Below are 14,813 nucleotides of genomic sequence, written 5' to 3'. Positions count from 1 at the left end.
GCTCCCGCAAAGGCAATCCTTGCCATCAGGAGAGCGCCCCAACGCCTCCCAAGAACAAGCCTTCGCGCTCCATCCAGAGGAATCCTGATGAACAAGATATTTTCCCGCATCGCGGTCGCGGCGCTGCTGCTCGCATCGACCTTCACCGCCGTTGCGGCCAAGGCGGACGACCTCGAAAAGATCAAGGCGGCGGGTGAACTGAATATCTCCATGAGCGGGCAGTACCCGCCCTTCAACTTCGTCAACGACCAGAACGAGGTCGTGGGCTTCGATGCCGATATCGGCAAGGCCATCGCCGAACGCATCGGCGTCAAGGGCACCATCATCACCACGGCCTGGGACGGCATCATCGCCGAGCTACTCGCCAACAAATACGACACCGTCGTCGGCTCGATGACGATCACGCCCGAGCGCGAGAAAGTGGTCGATTTCGTCGGCCCCTATTACCACGCCGGCCGCGCGGTTTTCGTGAACCAGGACTCCAAGGTGCAGAGCCTCGACGACCTCAAGGGCAAGACCCTTGGCGTGACGCTCGGCGAGACGCATGAGAAATGGGCACGCGGACAGGGTGGCTGGGACGTCCGCACCTACAAGGGCCTGCCGGAACTGCTGCTGGAGCTGAAGGCCGGCCGCGTCGACGCCATCGTCGTCGACAACATCCCGGTCATGGTCGCCGTGAAGCAAACCGGCGAGAAAGTCCGCAAGCTCGACACGCCCAACATCGAAGGCGGCAGCGTCGCCATCGGCATTGCCATCCGCAAGGACAATCCCGAGCTCAAGGCCGCCATGCAGAAGGCACTGGACGGCATGATGGCCGACGGCACCTACGAGAAGATCTCCAAGCAGTGGGTCGGCAGCGACATCCGCTGATTTCCTCCGGCCTCAGGCGGTCAAATCCGCCTGAGGCCAAACGCTACTTCTGCCGGACTGTCCCATGGATCTATCCCTGATGAGCCGCGTCTTCCCGTTCTTCGTGGAAGCCGCGCTGGTGACGCTGGAACTGACAGCGCTGGCCCTGGTCCTGGGGCTGTTTGCGGCGGCATTGGCCGCGGCTGCACGGTTGTCGAAATCCGCGATCCTGCGCGCAGTCGGCTCGGTCTATGTCAGCCTGTTTCGCGGGACGCCGTGCCTGATCCAGCTGTTCGTGCTGTATTTCGGCGGGCCGCAGGTCGGCATCAACCTCGATCCATTCGCGGCCGGTGTCATCGGCCTTGGCCTCAACATCGGCGCCTACATGGCGGAATCGATCCGTGGCGCGGTGGTGGCGGTCGACCGAGGCCAGACGGAAGCCGCCCGCACGATCGGCTTCAGCCGGCTGCAAACCTTGCGCAAGGTCGTGCTGCCGCAAGCGGCCAGGCTGATGATCCGCCCGCTCGGCGTCAACACCGTCGCACTGCTGAAAGGTTCGGCGCTGGTTTCGACCATCTCGGTGGTGGAACTGACCTACACTGCCCAGCGCTTTATCGGCTCGACCTACAAGCCATTCGAAATCTTTGGCGTCGCGGCGCTGCTCTACATGGCCATGGTCTACGCCGTCGCCCGCATCGTCGACATGCTCGACAAGCGTTTCGCCATCGCCTGACGGGGGAGTACAATGCAAGGCTTGGATTTCACCGTCGTCGCGCCCTATTGGGACCTCCTGCTGATAGGTGCCTGGTGGACATCAGTGCTGACGGTATCGGCGGGAGTTCTCAGCTTCGCCTTCGGCATCCTGTTTGCCGTCATCGTGCTCTATGCTCCGGCAATTCTCGCCTATCCGGTGCGCGCCCTCATGTGGGTGTTCATGGGAACGCCGCTGCTGCTGCAGCTCTTCCTGATCTATTTTGGCCTGGTCCAAGTCGGCATCGACATCCCGGCACTGGCCGCCGGCATCATCGGGCTTGGCCTGCACTTTGCCGTCTACAATGCCGATGTCATCCGCGCCGGCATCGTGGCGGTCGATGCCGGGCAGACGGAAGGCGCGCGCAGCATCGGTTTCGGCAAGTGGCGGACGCTGCGCTACGTCGTGATACCGCAAGCCATCCGCAACACGGCGCCGCCGATCGGAAGCAATTTGATCGCGCTCTTGAAGGAGTCCTCGATCGTCTCCGTCATCGGCATCGCGGAGCTGGTCCATTCGGCACAGCTGGCGATCAGCGAAACCTTCCGCCCGTTCGAATTCTACATCACGGCCGCCGCGCTCTACTACATCCTGAACCTCGTGCTCGAAGCGGCCTTGCATCGGTTTGAAAGACATGTGGAGGTTTCCCGATGAGCATGCAACGGCCAATGGTCGAGGTCCGTGGCGCCCGCAAATCCTTCGGCGCCGTCGATGTCCTGAAGGGGATCGGCCTGTCGGTCGACCGTGGGCAGATCGTAGCGATCATCGGGCCGAGCGGCTCCGGCAAGAGCACGTTGCTGCGTTCCATCAACCATCTCGAGACGTTGAACGACGGTGAGGTCTGGCTGGACGGCGTGCAGGTCAACCAGCCACTGCACGGCCAAGCCTTCGAGCGTCACATCAACAGGGTGCGCCAGCAAATGGGCATGGTGTTCCAGCACTTCAACCTGTTCCCGCATTTGACCGTCATCGAAAACATCACCATGGGACCGGTGATCCTCAAAGGCATGGCGAAAGCCGAAGCCCGGACCTTGGCGCTTGGCTTGTTGTCCAAGGTAGGGCTTGCTGACAAGATCGACGCCTACCCGTCGCGGCTTTCGGGCGGCCAGAAACAGCGCGTGGCTATCGCGCGTGCGTTGGCCATGCAGCCCAAGGTGATGCTTTTCGACGAGGCTACCTCGGCTCTCGATCCCGAACTGGTCGACGAGGTCAACGCGGTGATGAAACAGCTTGCCGCCGAACACATGACCATGCTCATCGTAACGCATGAGATGCGCTTTGCCGGCGAAGTCGCCGACCGGGTGCTGTTCATGGATGGCGGCGTGGTCGTCGAGGAAGGCCCGCCGGGCGAGATTTTCCGCACGCCGCGGAAGGAGCGCACCCGCACTTTCCTCAAGAAATATCTTTCCGCCTGAGTGAGACGATGACCCAATTACCCAAAGAATTCCCGGATTTCGGTCTGACAGCGGAGCAGCGCCGCCACGCAGTGCGCGGCCACTATTACGAGTGGCCAGGCATGGACGGCGAGCGCGGCGAGATCTGGTGCTATAGCGACCGCTTTTCCTATCGCGCCGGCGAAACGGTGACGCTGCATGTCAGTTCGACGGCACCGTCCTACAATGTGGCGATCATCCGCGATGGTGGCACCGAGACAAAGGTGTTCGACAAGGCAGGTATCGCGTCGCGCTGGCAAGACAGCCCGGACCAGTGCTCCGCCGAAGGCTGCGGCTGGGAGGCTTCGTTCGAATTCCACGTCGGCGGCGACTGGCCATCCGGCGCTTATCGGGTGACACTCACCGCCGACGGACGCGACGGCAGGCCGATACAATCCCATCATCTGATCATCGTCAGCCCACAGCCGGGCAAGAAGCTTGGCCGCGTGTTGCAGGTGGCAGCGACGGGCACGTGGCTCGCCTACAACACCTGGGGCGGCTCCAACCATTATCAGGGCATCACCGGGCCGGACCGCAACCAGTATTCGCCTGTTGTCTCGACGCAGCGTCCCTGGTGCCGTGGCTTCGTCGTGCTGCCCAGGGATGCGCCGCGCGTGCCGCTGGAAGTCGCCGTACCGCCGAAGACGGTGCCGCGCTATCCGCATATGGAATGGGCGCTCGCCACCGGCCATTCGAAGAAATACGCCTCGTCCGGCTGGGCGAGCTACGACAGCCACTTCTTCCGCTTCGCCGAGCGGGCCGGCTATGGTGTCGATCTCGCCAGCCAGCACGACCTGCATTTTTCTCCCGACATTCTCGACGGCTATGACTGCGCTGTCTTCGTCGGCCATGACGAATACTGGACGTGGGAAATGCGCGACGCGGTCGACACCTATGTGACCCGCGGCGGCCATGCGGCGCGGTTCGCCGGCAACTTCATGTGGCAGACCAGGCTGGAGGACGAGGGCCGCCGGCAGGTCTGCTACAAATACCGCGCCCGCGCCGAGGATCCTGCCTATCGCGGCGGCGACGTCACCCGCGCCACCAACTCCTGGGAGGCGCCTGAGATTGGCCGGCCGGGTTCGGCGACTTTCGGGCTCAACGCGACGCGCGGCGTCTATACCGGATGGGGCGGCTGCGCACCGCGCGGCGTGCGCGGGTTCCCGGTCTACCGGCCGGAGCATTGGGCCTTTGCCGGCACCGGCATCTATTATGGCGACCTGCTCGGCGCCGACAGCCATGTCTACGGCTATGAGGTCGACGGGCTCGACTTCGAGATACGCGGCGGCCTTCCTTCCCCCACATCCGACAGCGGGGCGCCAGATGGGTTGCAGGTTCTCGCGGTCGGAATGGCATCCCAAGTCGAAGAAAGCGCCGACATTCCGGTCGAGGACCAGTTTTTAACCGACGAGGATGGCCGCTTCACCGCCGAGACATTGTTCGGCGAGGCGAGCGATGCCAATCTCGAAAAGGTCAAACGCGGCAACGGCATGATCGTCAATTTCCCGCGTGGCAGAGGCGAGGTGTTCCATGCCGGAAGCTGCGAATGGGTGGCCGGCCTGCTAAGACAGGACCCGATGGTCGAACGCGTCACCCAGAATGTTCTTGATCGCTACCTTGGAAAGTCCTGACATGTCGAAGACCCAGACCGCCGCTCAAGCCACCGAAGCGCGCCGAGAATCGCATCTGTTCTACCTCTCCAGCCTGCGCCGGCCGCTGATCGACCGCGCGGAAGGCATCTATATGTGGACGCAGGACGGCCGACGTTTCATCGACGGTTCGAGCGGGCCGATGGTCGCCAATATCGGCCATTCCAACCGAAATGTGCTCGACGCCATGAAGCGGCAGATGGACCGTGCCACCTTCGCCTACCGGCTGCATTTCGAGAACGAACCGGCCGAAGAGCTGGCCCGGAAACTCGCAGAGAAACTGCCGGAAGGCATGGACCGCATCTTCTTTGTCTCCGGTGGCTCCGAAGCGACGGAATCCTGCATCAAGCTGGCCAGGCAGTGGGCCGTGGCCACCGGCCAGCCCAGCCGCTGGAAGGTAATCGCCCGCTTCCCCTCCTATCATGGCGGTACGCTGGGTTCGCTGTCGATCACCGGCGACGACGCGCTGGCCGAAACCTTCACGCCGATGATGCGGGTGATGCCGACCGTGCCCGCGCCGACCGCCTGGCGCGACCGCGACAATCTTTCCATGGAGCAGCGCGGCATCCGTTACGCCGACATGCTGGAGGAGAAGATTGTGGCCGAAGGCCCGGAGAGCGTCGTCGCCTTCATCATGGAGCCGATAGGTGGGGCTGCCACGGCGGCGCTGGTGGCGCCCGACAGCTATTATGCGCGCATCCGCGAGATCTGCGACCGCTACGGCATCCTGCTCATCCATGACGAAGTGATGAGCGGAGCCGGCCGCACCGGCAAATTCCTCGGCGGCGACCACTGGAACTGCAAGCCCGACCTCGTCGCGCTGTCGAAGGGACTGGGGTCGGGCTATGCGCCGCTCGGCGCACTGGCCGCGCCTATGCGGCTGGTGCAGCCGCTGCTTGCTTCCGGTGGCTTTCAGCATGGCCACACCTATGCCGGCAACCCGCTGGCCTGCGCCGCCGGGCTCGCCGTGCTCGGCGAAATGGACCGGCTCGACCTGATCGCCAATGCCGCCGCCATGGGCGATGTGCTGATGGACGGATTGAAGGGGCTGGCGAAGCGTTTTCCCTTCATCGCCGACGTTCGCGGCAAGGGCCTGCTGACCGGTGCCGAAATGGTTGCCGATCCCGACACGCTGAAGCCAATCGAGCAAAGCAAGAAGGCGACGCAGCGTCTGCTCGACCTCGCCTATGAGCGTGGGCTGATCATCTATGGCCGCCGGGTCAAGGGCGGTGTCGATGGCGACAATTTCATGGTGGCGCCGCCGATGATCGTCACGGCCGAACAGGTCGGCGAGATCGTCTCCATCATCGGCGACTCGCTGGAGGTTCTGGCCGCCGAACTCGACCTGCCGGTCGAAGGCCGGGGCTAGAGCGATGGCGCCGCGAAAAGTCATCATCACCTGCGCCGTCACCGGCTCGGTGCACACGCCGTCGATGTCACCCTACCTGCCGGTGACGCCGGACCAGATCGCTGCGGACGCGATCGCGGCGGCCGAAGCCGGCGCCTCGATCCTGCATCTGCACGCCCGCGACCCCAAGGACGGACGGCCAACGGCCGATCCGGACGTGTTCATGCGGTTCCTGCCGCGCATCAAGCAGGCGACCGATGCGGTGATCAACATCACCACCGGCGGGTCCTCGCTGATGACGCTGGACCAGCGGCTGGCGGCGCCGCTGCGCGCCGAACCCGAAATGTGCTCGCTCAACATGGGCTCGATGAATTTCGCGCTGTTCCCGATGCTGGACAAGCCACGCGAATGGCAACACGAGTGGGAACCGAAACTGCTCGAAGCCACCCGCGACACCATCTTCAAGAACACCTTCGCCGACATGGAAGGCGTGCTGGAAAGACTGGGCAAGGGCTGCGGCACGCGCTTCGAATTCGAGTGCTACGATGTCGGCCATCTCTATTCGCTGGCGCATTTCCGCGACCGGGGGCTGGTCTCGGGACCGCTGTTCATCCAGTTCGTCCTCGGCATTCTGGGCGGCATCGGCGCCGACCCGGACAATCTCATCCACATGAAGCGCATCGCCGACAAGCTCTTTGGCGACAGTTACCGGTTCTCGGTGCTGGCCGCCGGCCGCCAGCAGATGCCGCTGATCTCGATCGCCGCTGCCATGGGCGGCAATGTCCGCGTCGGGCTGGAAGACAGTCTCTACGATGGCCGCCAGTTGGCGAAATCCAATGCCGACCAGGTGCGCCGCATCCGTGGCATTCTCGATGGACTGTCGCTGGAGGTTGCTACGCCGGCCGAAGCACGCGACATGCTGGCGCTCAAGGGTGGCGACCGGGTGGCGTTCTGAGATACGACCGTGATCAAACCAACATCCAATGACGTCCTCATCCGCCCCGGCCGGATCGACGATGTCGAAACGATCCACGCCGCGATCCTGAAACTCGGCACGCACATCGGCGCGCCCGAGGAAATCATCTCGACAGTGGAGGATCTCAAGACCTACGGCTTTGGCGAAAAGCCTGCCTTCTCGACCCTGATCGCCGAGGTGGGCGGCGAATTCGCCGGTCTGTGCCTGCATTTCCCGATCTTTTCGACCTGGATGGGACGGCCCGGCGTCTATGTGCAGGACCTCTATGTCGAAGACCGGTTTCGTGGCCGCAAGATCGGCGAGCGGCTGCTGCGGCGCGTCGCGGCCGAGTGCCGGAAACAGGGCGGCGTCTATCTCAGGCTGTCGGTCGACACCGACAATGACGGCGCCAAGGCCTTTTACGAGAGACTGGGCATTGCCTGGTCAAGCTACGAACAGACGCAAAAGATCATCGGCGACGCCTTTTTCGCGTTCGCCGATGCATCGGGCAATGGGGAGCAGTGATGAAAGCCTTTTACGCCGAGGAGCAGAAGCGGCACGACCCAAAGGCGTTTCTTTCGAGCGGTGCGTCGCAGCCCAATCCGGAAAAACCGGAGCGTATCGAGCGATTGTTGGTTGGCGCAAAATCCGCCGGCTGCACGATAGAGCGGCCACGTGATCACGGGCTCGGCCCAGTCTCAGCCGTGCATACACCCGAATATCTCGACTTCCTCGAGCACATTTTCGAGCGCTGGCAGCGCATCGATGGCGCCTCGGCGGAAGTAATCCCTAATATCCATCCGATCGCTCGCACCGGCTCCTACCCCGCCTCCGCGGTCGGCCAGGCCGGCTACCACATGGCCGACACAGCGTGCCCGATCTCGGGCGAAACCTGGCAAAGCGCGCTGTGGAGCGCCTGGAGCGCCGTCGAGGCGGCGGAAACGGTGATGGCTGGCGCGCCGGCTGCCTATGCGCTGTGCCGCCCACCCGGCCATCATGCTTTTGCCGATGTCGCCGGCGGTTTCTGCTTCATCAACAATTCGGCCGTTGCGGCACAGGTGCTGCGCAAGCAGGCAGCGCGGGTGGCCATCCTCGATGTCGACCTGCACCACGGCAACGGCACGCAAGGCATCTTTTATGCGCGGCCCGATGTGCTGACCGCTTCGCTGCATGCCGATCCGGTACGCTTTTACCCATTTTTCTGGGGCCACGCCGACGAGCGTGGCGAAGGCCCGGGCTTGGGCTACAATTTCAACCTGCCACTGCCGCGCAAATCCGCCGACGCGGCATTTCTGGAAGCGCTCGGCGTTGCGTTCCAGCGCATCCGGTCCTTCTCGCCCGACGCGCTTGTCGTGGCGCTCGGCCTCGACGCCTTCGAAGGCGATCCGTTCGGCGGGCTTTCGGTGACGACGCCAGGATTCTCCCGCATTGGTGAGGCGATTGCCAAGCTCGGCCTGCCGACGGTCATCGTCCAGGAAGGCGGCTATCTCTGCGACGAACTCGGCGACAATCTCACCGCCTTCCTTACCGGGTTCGGCGGCAAGGCGAGGTGACAGGTCAAGCTCGTGTCACGAGCGTTGCTGCCTGAGCATCGCGATGACGCGATGCACGGTTTCCAGCGTCTCGTCGATCTCAGCCGCCATGTTGTAGTGCGCGATGCCGATGCGCACGACGCCCTGGTCGGCTGGAATGCCGAGCTGGTGGACGATTTCCCAGGCGTAGTTGTGGCCGGACCACAGGAAGATGTTTTCAGCGTTCATCTGGCGCACGATCGTCTCCGGAACGATGCCGTCCACCGTGAAGGAAACAGTCGGCACGCGATCGCCGAGCCGCTTGCGATCGGTGATGCCGTGGATGGTCAGGCCCGGAATGTCGGACAGGCCGTCGATCAGCCTTTGCGCCAGCGGGTTTTCATAGGCGATGGAGACTTCAAACGCCCTGGCAATCTTCTGCCTGCGCGAACCGCCCTCACCCGCCGCTGTGCCAAGCTCAGCAAAATAGTCGACCGCCGCCGTGAGCCCGGCCATCAGCTCGATCTGCGGCGTGCCAAGCTCGAAGCGTTCCGGCAGGCCGTTGGATGAACAGCGGCATTTGTAGGGTTTAAGGCCATCGATGATGTCACGCCGTCCCCACACTATGCCCATATGCGGGCCAAAGAACTTGTAGGCCGAGCAGATCAGGAAATCGCAGCCGAGTTCCTGCACGTCGATCAGGCCATGCGGCGCGAACTGGACGGCGTCGACATAAACCAGCGCACCGGCCTGTTTGGCGATGGCGGTCAGAGACCTGACCCGGTTGATGGAACCGGTCAGGTTCGAGGCATAATTCAACGCGACCAACCGTGTCTTGTCCGACAGCAGCCCGGCCAACGTCACCTCTTCGACCTGCCAGCTCTTTTCATCGAACGGCAGCCAGCGCACGACTAGGCCAAGGTCCTCGGCCAGTTGCAGCCAGGGCGAGACGTTGCCCTCGTGATCCATACGGGTGAGGATGAGCTCGTCACCAGGCTTTAGCGTGCGGCCAATCGTACGCGACATATGATAGGTCAGCGTCGTCATGTTGGCGCCGATGATGATTTCCTGAGGGCTCGCGGCGCCAAGCAAATCGGCCATCGCCTGATGCGCCTCGTCGACGACTGCTTGAGCGGCGATCGTCGTTTCGAAAAAGCCCCCGAGATTGGCATTGGTGGTGAGCAGGCAGTGCGACACCGCATCGGCGACGGCCTGCGGCACCTGCGTGCCGGCGGGATTGTCGAGACAGATGCGGCGGCGGCCCTTGTCGGTCAGCGAAAGCGCTGGAAATTTTCCACGCACGGCCTCAATCGGAAAATCCACCATCGTGTCCACCCCTTTGTTATTCCGTGACAATTTTCCCGCCCTAACCGATCAAGGACAGGGATTGCCAACCCGCTGGTGGATCGCGTCCACCGCCTTCTGCATCTCTTCTGTCCAGACCACATCGACCGAGGACAGCGCCATTTCGAGTTGGGATAGGGTCGTGGCACCGATGATGTTCGACGTGACGAAGGGTCGGCTCGACACATAGGCATTGGCAAACAGCGCCGGCTCCATGCCAAAGGAGCGCGCCAGTTCATTGTATTCGAGCAGCGCTTCCGCGGCATTCGGCGTCTCGTAGCGCTGGCCGCGGTTGAACAATTGCGACCGCGAGCCCTGCGGGCGGGCGCCATGGTCGTATTTGCCGGTCAGGTATCCCTGCGCCAGCGGCGAATAGGGAAGCAACGAAACCTGTTCGCGCTCGCAGACCTCCGCAAGATTCACCTCGAAGGTGCGGTTGACGAGATTGTAGGCGTTCTGGATCGATGCGACGCGCGGGCCGATGCCTTTGTCGGCCTCGGCCAGGAATCGCATCACGCCCCAGGAACTCTCGTTCGACAGGCCGAAATGACGGATCTTTCCTGCCTTCACCAGCTCATCGAAGACTCCAAGCGTCTCGGCGATCGGCGTTTCGTTGGCCGGGGCGCCGTCGGCATCGGCGCGCCGCGCCACCGCGCCGACGCGCGTCGGATTGGCGCCCCAGGGAATGTCCCGCTCCGGCCAGTGGACTTGATAAAGGTCGAGATAATCGGTGCCGAGCTTGGCCAGCGACTTGTCGATCGCGTCAAAGATATCGGCGCGCACCAGTTGCGACGGCCTGTCGCCGCGAAACCAGCTATTGGCTGTGCGGCCGACGACCTTGGAGGCAAGGATAACCTTGTCGCGGTTGCCCTTGGCCTTCATCCAGCTGCCGATGATCTTTTCCGTCCGCCCTTGCGTCTCCGCCTTGGGCGGGATCGGGTAGAGTTCGGCGGTATCGATGAAATTGACGCCGCGCGAGAAGGCCAGGTCCATCTGAGCGTGGCCTTCGGCCTCGGTGTTCTGCTGGCCCCAGGTCATCGAACCAAGGCAAATCTGGGTGACAAGAAGATCGGTCCGACCGAGACGGCGTTTTTGCATGGGATTCTGCTCCGGAGGGAAAAGCGTGCGCGGCGGCGCGGGAGGGAGACCTCATCTATAAGGAAAGCCACGGCGCTCTCCAAGCCTCGCCGAGCCGACTTTTGCGTGAGCCAGCGGCGCTTAGCTAGCGGCGGGCGCCGGCAACGGCACGGCGCTTGGCCTCGTCGATCAGCATGTTGGCCACCTGCATGCGGATCATGGCGCGCTGGCGCAGATGCGGGGCGACGCGATCGGGATGGTTGGTGAAGGCAAAGCTGCGGCGCATGCGGCCGAAATCGGCAGCGCTCTTAGGCTGGTTCAATCCCAGTTCGGCCGCTATCGATTCGGGGTCGATCGGCGGCAGCTTTTCCTCGGGCCTCGGGTCCTCGGCAGCGAGGGCCAGCTTGGCGTGTTCGAGCAAGGCGGCGAATTCGCTCGCCAGATCGGCACCGGCCTCGCGATATTCGGCGGCCGACACCTTGATACGGCCGGAATGGAGCTCATCGGCGACCGAAAGATAGTCGAATGGAATGGACGGACGCGCACCGGCCTCGTCGCCCTCGATGCTGTCGCCCCCCGTTCCGTCACCCTTGTCGGAAGCAACGAAGAGGTCGTCGAGCAGCGAAGCGAAATCACGCTTGGCGCTGGTAGCGATATCAGCCTCCCCTCGCCTGACCGTCAGGCTTCCAGACCATAGAACCGGCTCGTTAAAAATACATGCCATCGATCGCAATGAATTTAGTCGTTCGAGGGAACACGCCGGCCCCTCGAACAAAAGCCGGACTGCACTTTCATGCAGTCCGGAAATTCGCCAGGAGTGGCGAGGAAAAACTGGCCATGTGCCAGCCTCGAAGGCTACGATTCGCGCGACGCGGAAGTTTCACCGGGTCGAAAGAAATTTTATGCAAATCATCCGGACATGGCAGGCATGCAAATGCTGCACTGCACAATTGTCACGATTCACCTATATTGGCTGCCGTGGAGGACCAACCAGGGAGCCTGAATGATGGGTTTCTTCACGGAAATGTTCGCCCGGCCGCGCCCGCAGGAACATCTGAGATACCGCGCGGCGCTCGCATTGCTCCATTCGATGAGCAATGCCGACCGCGCCGACATCGGCATCAAGCCCGCCGATTTTCCGCGCATCGCCCGCGAAATGTCCATTCGCTAATTGGATGTCAGAGATGTCCCGGACTGATCCGGGACATCTCCAAATGTCTACCCCTCAACGCGATCCCAAGAATGTCGCCTTGCCGAGCGGCACGCCATTGTGGCGCAGGATGTCGTAAGCGGTGGTGAGGTGGAAGTAGAAATTGGGCATGGCCACATGCAGCAGATACTGCATGCCGCCCAATGTCGTTTCGCGCCCGCCGAGCTTCAACTCGATCACCTTGTCGTCGGAACCGTCGATATCGGCGGCCGAAAAGGTCGCCAGAAGCGCGAGCGTCTTGGCTATCCGGGCTTCGAGATCGGCAAAGCTCGCCTCATTGTCCTCGTATTTCGGCACCTCGCGGCCGACCAGCCGCGAGGGGGCCCCCTTGGCATGGTCGGTGGCGATCTGCACCTGCCGGGTCAAGGCGAACATGTCGGGCGCGAGCCGCGCGGTCAAAAACACCTGCGGGTCGATCTTGCGGTCAAGCGCATTCTGTTCGGCGGCCGCTAGCACACTGGAAAGTGCTTTCAGCCTGGCCGAAAACACGGGCACGGATGCCTCATACATGGATATCGTCACGTCAAACCTCCTGTCCGGCCTGAGCGCCGGCGAAGCGACGTAGCGCCTGTGCGCACGATTCTTCAAGCGCTGCAGGCTCCGCGTCACCACGCCGCCGCAATCGCCGTGGTAGAATTTCCGTTATCGAGCGGAGATTCCCGATGAGACGCGTCCTTCTCGCAGCGACTGCCCTTTTCTCCCTTGCCGTATCCGGCCAAGCGGCGCTGGCAGCCGGCGACGCACCCGACGCGCCCTATGTCGACGACCGTTCAAGCGCCGAAGCGGTCATCCGTTCGCTCTACAGCGCCATCAACCGGCACGAATTCGCGCGGGCCTGGGGCTACTATGGAGACACCAAACCGGCAAAGGATTTCGATACGTTCGTCAAGGGTTATGACGGTACCGACAAGGTGGAGGTCAAAACCGGTGACGTCTCGGATGAGGGTGCGGCCGGCAGCATCTACTACAACGTGCCGGTTGCCATTCAGGCCACCGACAAGAACGGCCAGGCGAAGGTTTTCGCCGGCTGCTACACGCTGCGCCAGGTGAATGCCCAGATCCAGGCGGCGCCGCCCTTCGATCCGATCCACATCGACAAGGGCGCGCTGAAACCATCGACCGCCGATTTCGAAGAGGCAGTACCGCCAAGCTGCGGCGACGGCCCACCGCCGCCCAAGAAGGATGCGGCTCTGGAGCAGGCCAAGAAGGCTTTCCTGGCAACCTACGGCGACCAGTGCGACAAGGAGCTTCTGGCCAATGAGCCGGAGACTTTTTCGATCAAGTACAAGGACGCGAATGCGCAGCCCGCCGACCCCGACAAGGAAACACGTCTTTTCCATTTCTCCTGCTCGGCCGCAGCCTACAATGAAAACTCCGTCTACTACATGAGCGACGATGTCTCAGGGGTACAACAGTTGCAGTTCACCGAGCCCGAGATGGACATTCGCTACGTCAACAATGACAGCGAAGGGAAGGTCGAATCCATGCACATCGTCGGCTTCCGGACAACAGGCTGGGCGACCAATTCCAACTATGACAAGGATGCCCACACGATAACGACGTTCAACAAATGGCGCGGCGTCGGAGATGCCTCTTCATCGGGCACATATCTGTTCCGCAATGGCGATTTCTCGCTGGTCCAGTACGATGTCGACGCGTCCTATGATGGCGAGGAAAACCCGCAGACAGTCGTCGACTACAACACCGCGCCTTGAGCACCGGACGGCTTCAGGCCAGTCGATCAAGGCGCCTTCGACAGCATCCAATTGAGCGTGCCGCGCCAGTCGGCCATGCGGATTGGCGTGCCGTGGGTGCCGGTCTCGAAACGGACGAAGCGGGTCGGGTAGGTCTTCGACTTGGCCAGGATGGAGCGGAAGAACGCTTCCTGGTTCGCCACCGGAAAGACCACGTCATGGCTGCCTTGACCGAAGAAGACCGGCACGCGGCGCTTGAAGGCGGGGCTGGCAAAAAAGCTCTCGTCCCATAGCGATCCGAGCAGCAGCAAGCCATTTATGCGGCCGCCCGTGTCCTTGCGTCCGGCAAGCTTCCAGCACAGCGCACCGCCCATAGATCCGCAGGCGACGAAGATTTTCGCACCCGGCGACTGTTCGGCATAGTGATCGATCAAGGCCGCGACTTGTGCTGCGCCCTTGTCGCCGAAATCGGGGAAATCAGGCGAGAGATAAAGACCGCCATTGCCGGCCATCAGGTTCTTGATGCGGTTGAAATTGCCGCCGAAGGTGAAATCGTCGACGCCCTGCTTGCGGCTGCCGCCTTGCCCGTGCAGATAAAGCACGATGATGCCGGCGCCTTGCGTCTTGCCGACGGCGACATGCCTGACATCGCCGGCATCGGTCTTCAAAAGCAGATCCTGCTGCACCTTGCGCACGCTGGTGTCGGTGTATTGCGCGTGCACGCGCTTTTCCGGCACCTCGTCGCGCTGGTTGATGTCGCGCATCTCGCGGTAGTCGATGACCGTATAGGCGCCGTTGCCGTCGGACGAAAGCGTGGCCGGATAGGCGAAAAGATCGTCCTTGAAGGATTTTAGGGACAATGTGTCGGCATCGGCGGCCGAACAAAAAAAGAAAAGCAAGGCTGTGAGGGCAGCGCGGCATGCCGGGGGTGGAAGCGCAAAGGCTGGTGAACTGGAAAACATCGCTCAGCCATGCGTTTTCCGGCTCTGCTT

Annotated in this window: 16 protein-coding genes; 11 read left to right on the top strand and 5 right to left on the bottom strand. The window is 62.5% G+C overall.

The genetic code is table 11. The annotated features are described in order from the left end of the window. Positions 1-87 precede the first annotated feature (87 nt). The 9 genes from A3AU_RS0104120 (at position 88) to A3AU_RS0104080 (ending at position 8,538) form a co-directional block, all read left to right on the top strand. A complete protein-coding gene (locus A3AU_RS0104120; RefSeq protein ID WP_027051668.1) occupies positions 88-870 on the top strand; it encodes an ABC transporter substrate-binding protein in 783 nt (260 codons plus the stop codon). Between the two features lie 64 nt (positions 871-934). Further along, positions 935-1,582 carry an amino acid ABC transporter permease gene (locus tag A3AU_RS0104115; protein WP_027051667.1) on the top strand — a complete coding sequence of 216 codons (648 nt, stop codon included), beginning with the start codon at positions 935-937 and terminating at the stop codon, positions 1,580-1,582. A 12-nt stretch (positions 1,583-1,594) separates the two neighbouring features. Further along, positions 1,595-2,254 (top strand): amino acid ABC transporter permease, encoded by a 660-nt coding sequence (locus tag A3AU_RS0104110; protein ID WP_027051666.1) that lies wholly within the window; start codon positions 1,595-1,597, stop codon positions 2,252-2,254. Further along, complete coding sequence (locus A3AU_RS0104105; RefSeq protein WP_027051665.1) at positions 2,251-3,015, top strand: amino acid ABC transporter ATP-binding protein; 765 nt, start codon at positions 2,251-2,253, stop codon at positions 3,013-3,015. Before A3AU_RS0104110 ends, A3AU_RS0104105 begins: the two co-directional genes overlap by 4 nt. 8 nt (positions 3,016-3,023) lie before the next feature. Then, positions 3,024-4,664, top strand: a complete 1,641-nt coding sequence (locus A3AU_RS0104100) for a N,N-dimethylformamidase beta subunit family domain-containing protein (RefSeq protein ID WP_027051664.1) — start codon at positions 3,024-3,026, stop codon at positions 4,662-4,664. A gap of 1 nt (position 4,665) precedes the next feature. Continuing rightward, the gene (locus tag A3AU_RS0104095) at positions 4,666-6,051 is read left to right on the top strand and encodes an aminotransferase family protein (protein WP_027051663.1); all 1,386 of its coding nucleotides are present in this window, start codon (positions 4,666-4,668) and stop codon (positions 6,049-6,051) included. A gap of 4 nt (positions 6,052-6,055) precedes the next feature. Continuing rightward, on the top strand, positions 6,056-6,985 hold the full coding sequence (kce, locus tag A3AU_RS0104090) for a 3,5-dioxohexanoate:acetyl-CoA acetone transferase (protein WP_027051662.1): 930 nt from the start codon (positions 6,056-6,058) through the stop codon (positions 6,983-6,985). A 12-nt stretch (positions 6,986-6,997) separates the two neighbouring features. After that, complete coding sequence (locus A3AU_RS0104085; protein ID WP_032916849.1) at positions 6,998-7,510, top strand: GNAT family N-acetyltransferase; 513 nt, start codon at positions 6,998-7,000, stop codon at positions 7,508-7,510. After that, a complete protein-coding gene (locus A3AU_RS0104080; RefSeq protein WP_027051660.1) occupies positions 7,510-8,538 on the top strand; it encodes a histone deacetylase family protein in 1,029 nt (342 codons plus the stop codon). The genes A3AU_RS0104085 and A3AU_RS0104080 overlap by 1 nt, the downstream gene beginning before the upstream one ends. 15 nt (positions 8,539-8,553) lie before the next feature. On the opposite strand, the gene A3AU_RS0104075 is transcribed toward A3AU_RS0104080, so the two are convergent. The 3 genes from A3AU_RS0104075 to A3AU_RS0104065 form a co-directional block, all read right to left on the bottom strand. Further along, entirely contained in the window at positions 8,554-9,822 is a 1,269-nt protein-coding gene (locus A3AU_RS0104075) for a cysteine desulfurase-like protein (RefSeq protein ID WP_032916784.1), read from the bottom strand. A gap of 48 nt (positions 9,823-9,870) precedes the next feature. Then, a complete protein-coding gene (locus tag A3AU_RS0104070; RefSeq protein WP_027051658.1) occupies positions 9,871-10,938 on the bottom strand; it encodes an aldo/keto reductase in 1,068 nt (355 codons plus the stop codon). Between the two features lie 124 nt (positions 10,939-11,062). Continuing rightward, positions 11,063-11,539: a hypothetical protein gene (locus A3AU_RS0104065; RefSeq protein ID WP_051355278.1), complete on the bottom strand. Its 477-nt coding sequence runs from the start codon at positions 11,537-11,539 to the stop codon at positions 11,063-11,065. Between the two features lie 381 nt (positions 11,540-11,920). Between A3AU_RS0104065 and A3AU_RS1000000139705 the strand changes: the two genes are divergently transcribed. Continuing rightward, the gene (locus tag A3AU_RS1000000139705; RefSeq protein ID WP_167335220.1) at positions 11,921-12,088 is read left to right on the top strand and encodes a hypothetical protein; all 168 of its coding nucleotides are present in this window, start codon (positions 11,921-11,923) and stop codon (positions 12,086-12,088) included. 54 nt (positions 12,089-12,142) lie between these two features. Here the strand turns inward: A3AU_RS1000000139705 and A3AU_RS0104055 are convergent, their stop codons facing one another. After that, positions 12,143-12,649: a DUF1993 domain-containing protein gene (locus A3AU_RS0104055; RefSeq protein ID WP_027051656.1), complete on the bottom strand. Its 507-nt coding sequence runs from the start codon at positions 12,647-12,649 to the stop codon at positions 12,143-12,145. Between the two features lie 140 nt (positions 12,650-12,789). Here A3AU_RS0104055 and A3AU_RS0104050 point away from each other — a divergent pair, with 140 nt between their 5' ends. Further along, positions 12,790-13,842 carry a DUF1176 domain-containing protein gene (locus A3AU_RS0104050; protein ID WP_027051655.1) on the top strand — a complete coding sequence of 351 codons (1,053 nt, stop codon included), beginning with the start codon at positions 12,790-12,792 and terminating at the stop codon, positions 13,840-13,842. Positions 13,843-13,868: 26 nt separating this feature from the next. On the opposite strand, the gene A3AU_RS0104045 is transcribed toward A3AU_RS0104050, so the two are convergent. Beyond that, a complete protein-coding gene (locus A3AU_RS0104045) occupies positions 13,869-14,720 on the bottom strand; it encodes an alpha/beta hydrolase family protein (RefSeq protein WP_027051654.1) in 852 nt (283 codons plus the stop codon). Positions 14,721-14,813: the final 93 nt, after the last annotated feature.

The sequence above is a fragment of the Mesorhizobium erdmanii USDA 3471 genome, from assembly GCF_000472705.1.
Taxonomy (GTDB): Bacteria; Pseudomonadota; Alphaproteobacteria; order Rhizobiales; family Rhizobiaceae; genus Mesorhizobium; species Mesorhizobium erdmanii.
Note: the sequence above shows the minus strand (reverse complement) of the source record. Positions and strands in the feature narration are given on the sequence as shown.

Excerpts from the sequence above, each read along its gene's own strand:
- A3AU_RS0104120 (WP_027051668.1), top strand. The coding sequence starts at position 88 with ATGAACAAGATATTTTCCCGCATCGCGGTCGCGGCGCTGCTGCTCGCA.
- A3AU_RS0104115 (WP_027051667.1), top strand. The coding sequence starts at position 935 with ATGGATCTATCCCTGATGAGCCGCGTCTTCCCGTTCTTCGTGGAAGCC.
- A3AU_RS0104110 (WP_027051666.1), top strand. The coding sequence starts at position 1,595 with ATGCAAGGCTTGGATTTCACCGTCGTCGCGCCCTATTGGGACCTCCTG.
- A3AU_RS0104105 (WP_027051665.1), top strand. The coding sequence starts at position 2,251 with ATGAGCATGCAACGGCCAATGGTCGAGGTCCGTGGCGCCCGCAAATCC.
- A3AU_RS0104100 (WP_027051664.1), top strand. The coding sequence starts at position 3,024 with ATGACCCAATTACCCAAAGAATTCCCGGATTTCGGTCTGACAGCGGAG.
- A3AU_RS0104095 (WP_027051663.1), top strand. The coding sequence starts at position 4,666 with ATGTCGAAGACCCAGACCGCCGCTCAAGCCACCGAAGCGCGCCGAGAA.
- kce (WP_027051662.1), top strand. The coding sequence starts at position 6,056 with ATGGCGCCGCGAAAAGTCATCATCACCTGCGCCGTCACCGGCTCGGTG.
- A3AU_RS0104080 (WP_027051660.1), top strand. The coding sequence starts at position 7,510 with ATGAAAGCCTTTTACGCCGAGGAGCAGAAGCGGCACGACCCAAAGGCG.
- A3AU_RS0104075 (WP_032916784.1), bottom strand. The coding sequence starts at position 9,822 with ATGGTGGATTTTCCGATTGAGGCCGTGCGTGGAAAATTTCCAGCGCTT.
- A3AU_RS0104070 (WP_027051658.1), bottom strand. The coding sequence starts at position 10,938 with ATGCAAAAACGCCGTCTCGGTCGGACCGATCTTCTTGTCACCCAGATT.
- A3AU_RS1000000139705 (WP_167335220.1), top strand. The coding sequence starts at position 11,921 with ATGATGGGTTTCTTCACGGAAATGTTCGCCCGGCCGCGCCCGCAGGAA.
- A3AU_RS0104050 (WP_027051655.1), top strand. The coding sequence starts at position 12,790 with ATGAGACGCGTCCTTCTCGCAGCGACTGCCCTTTTCTCCCTTGCCGTA.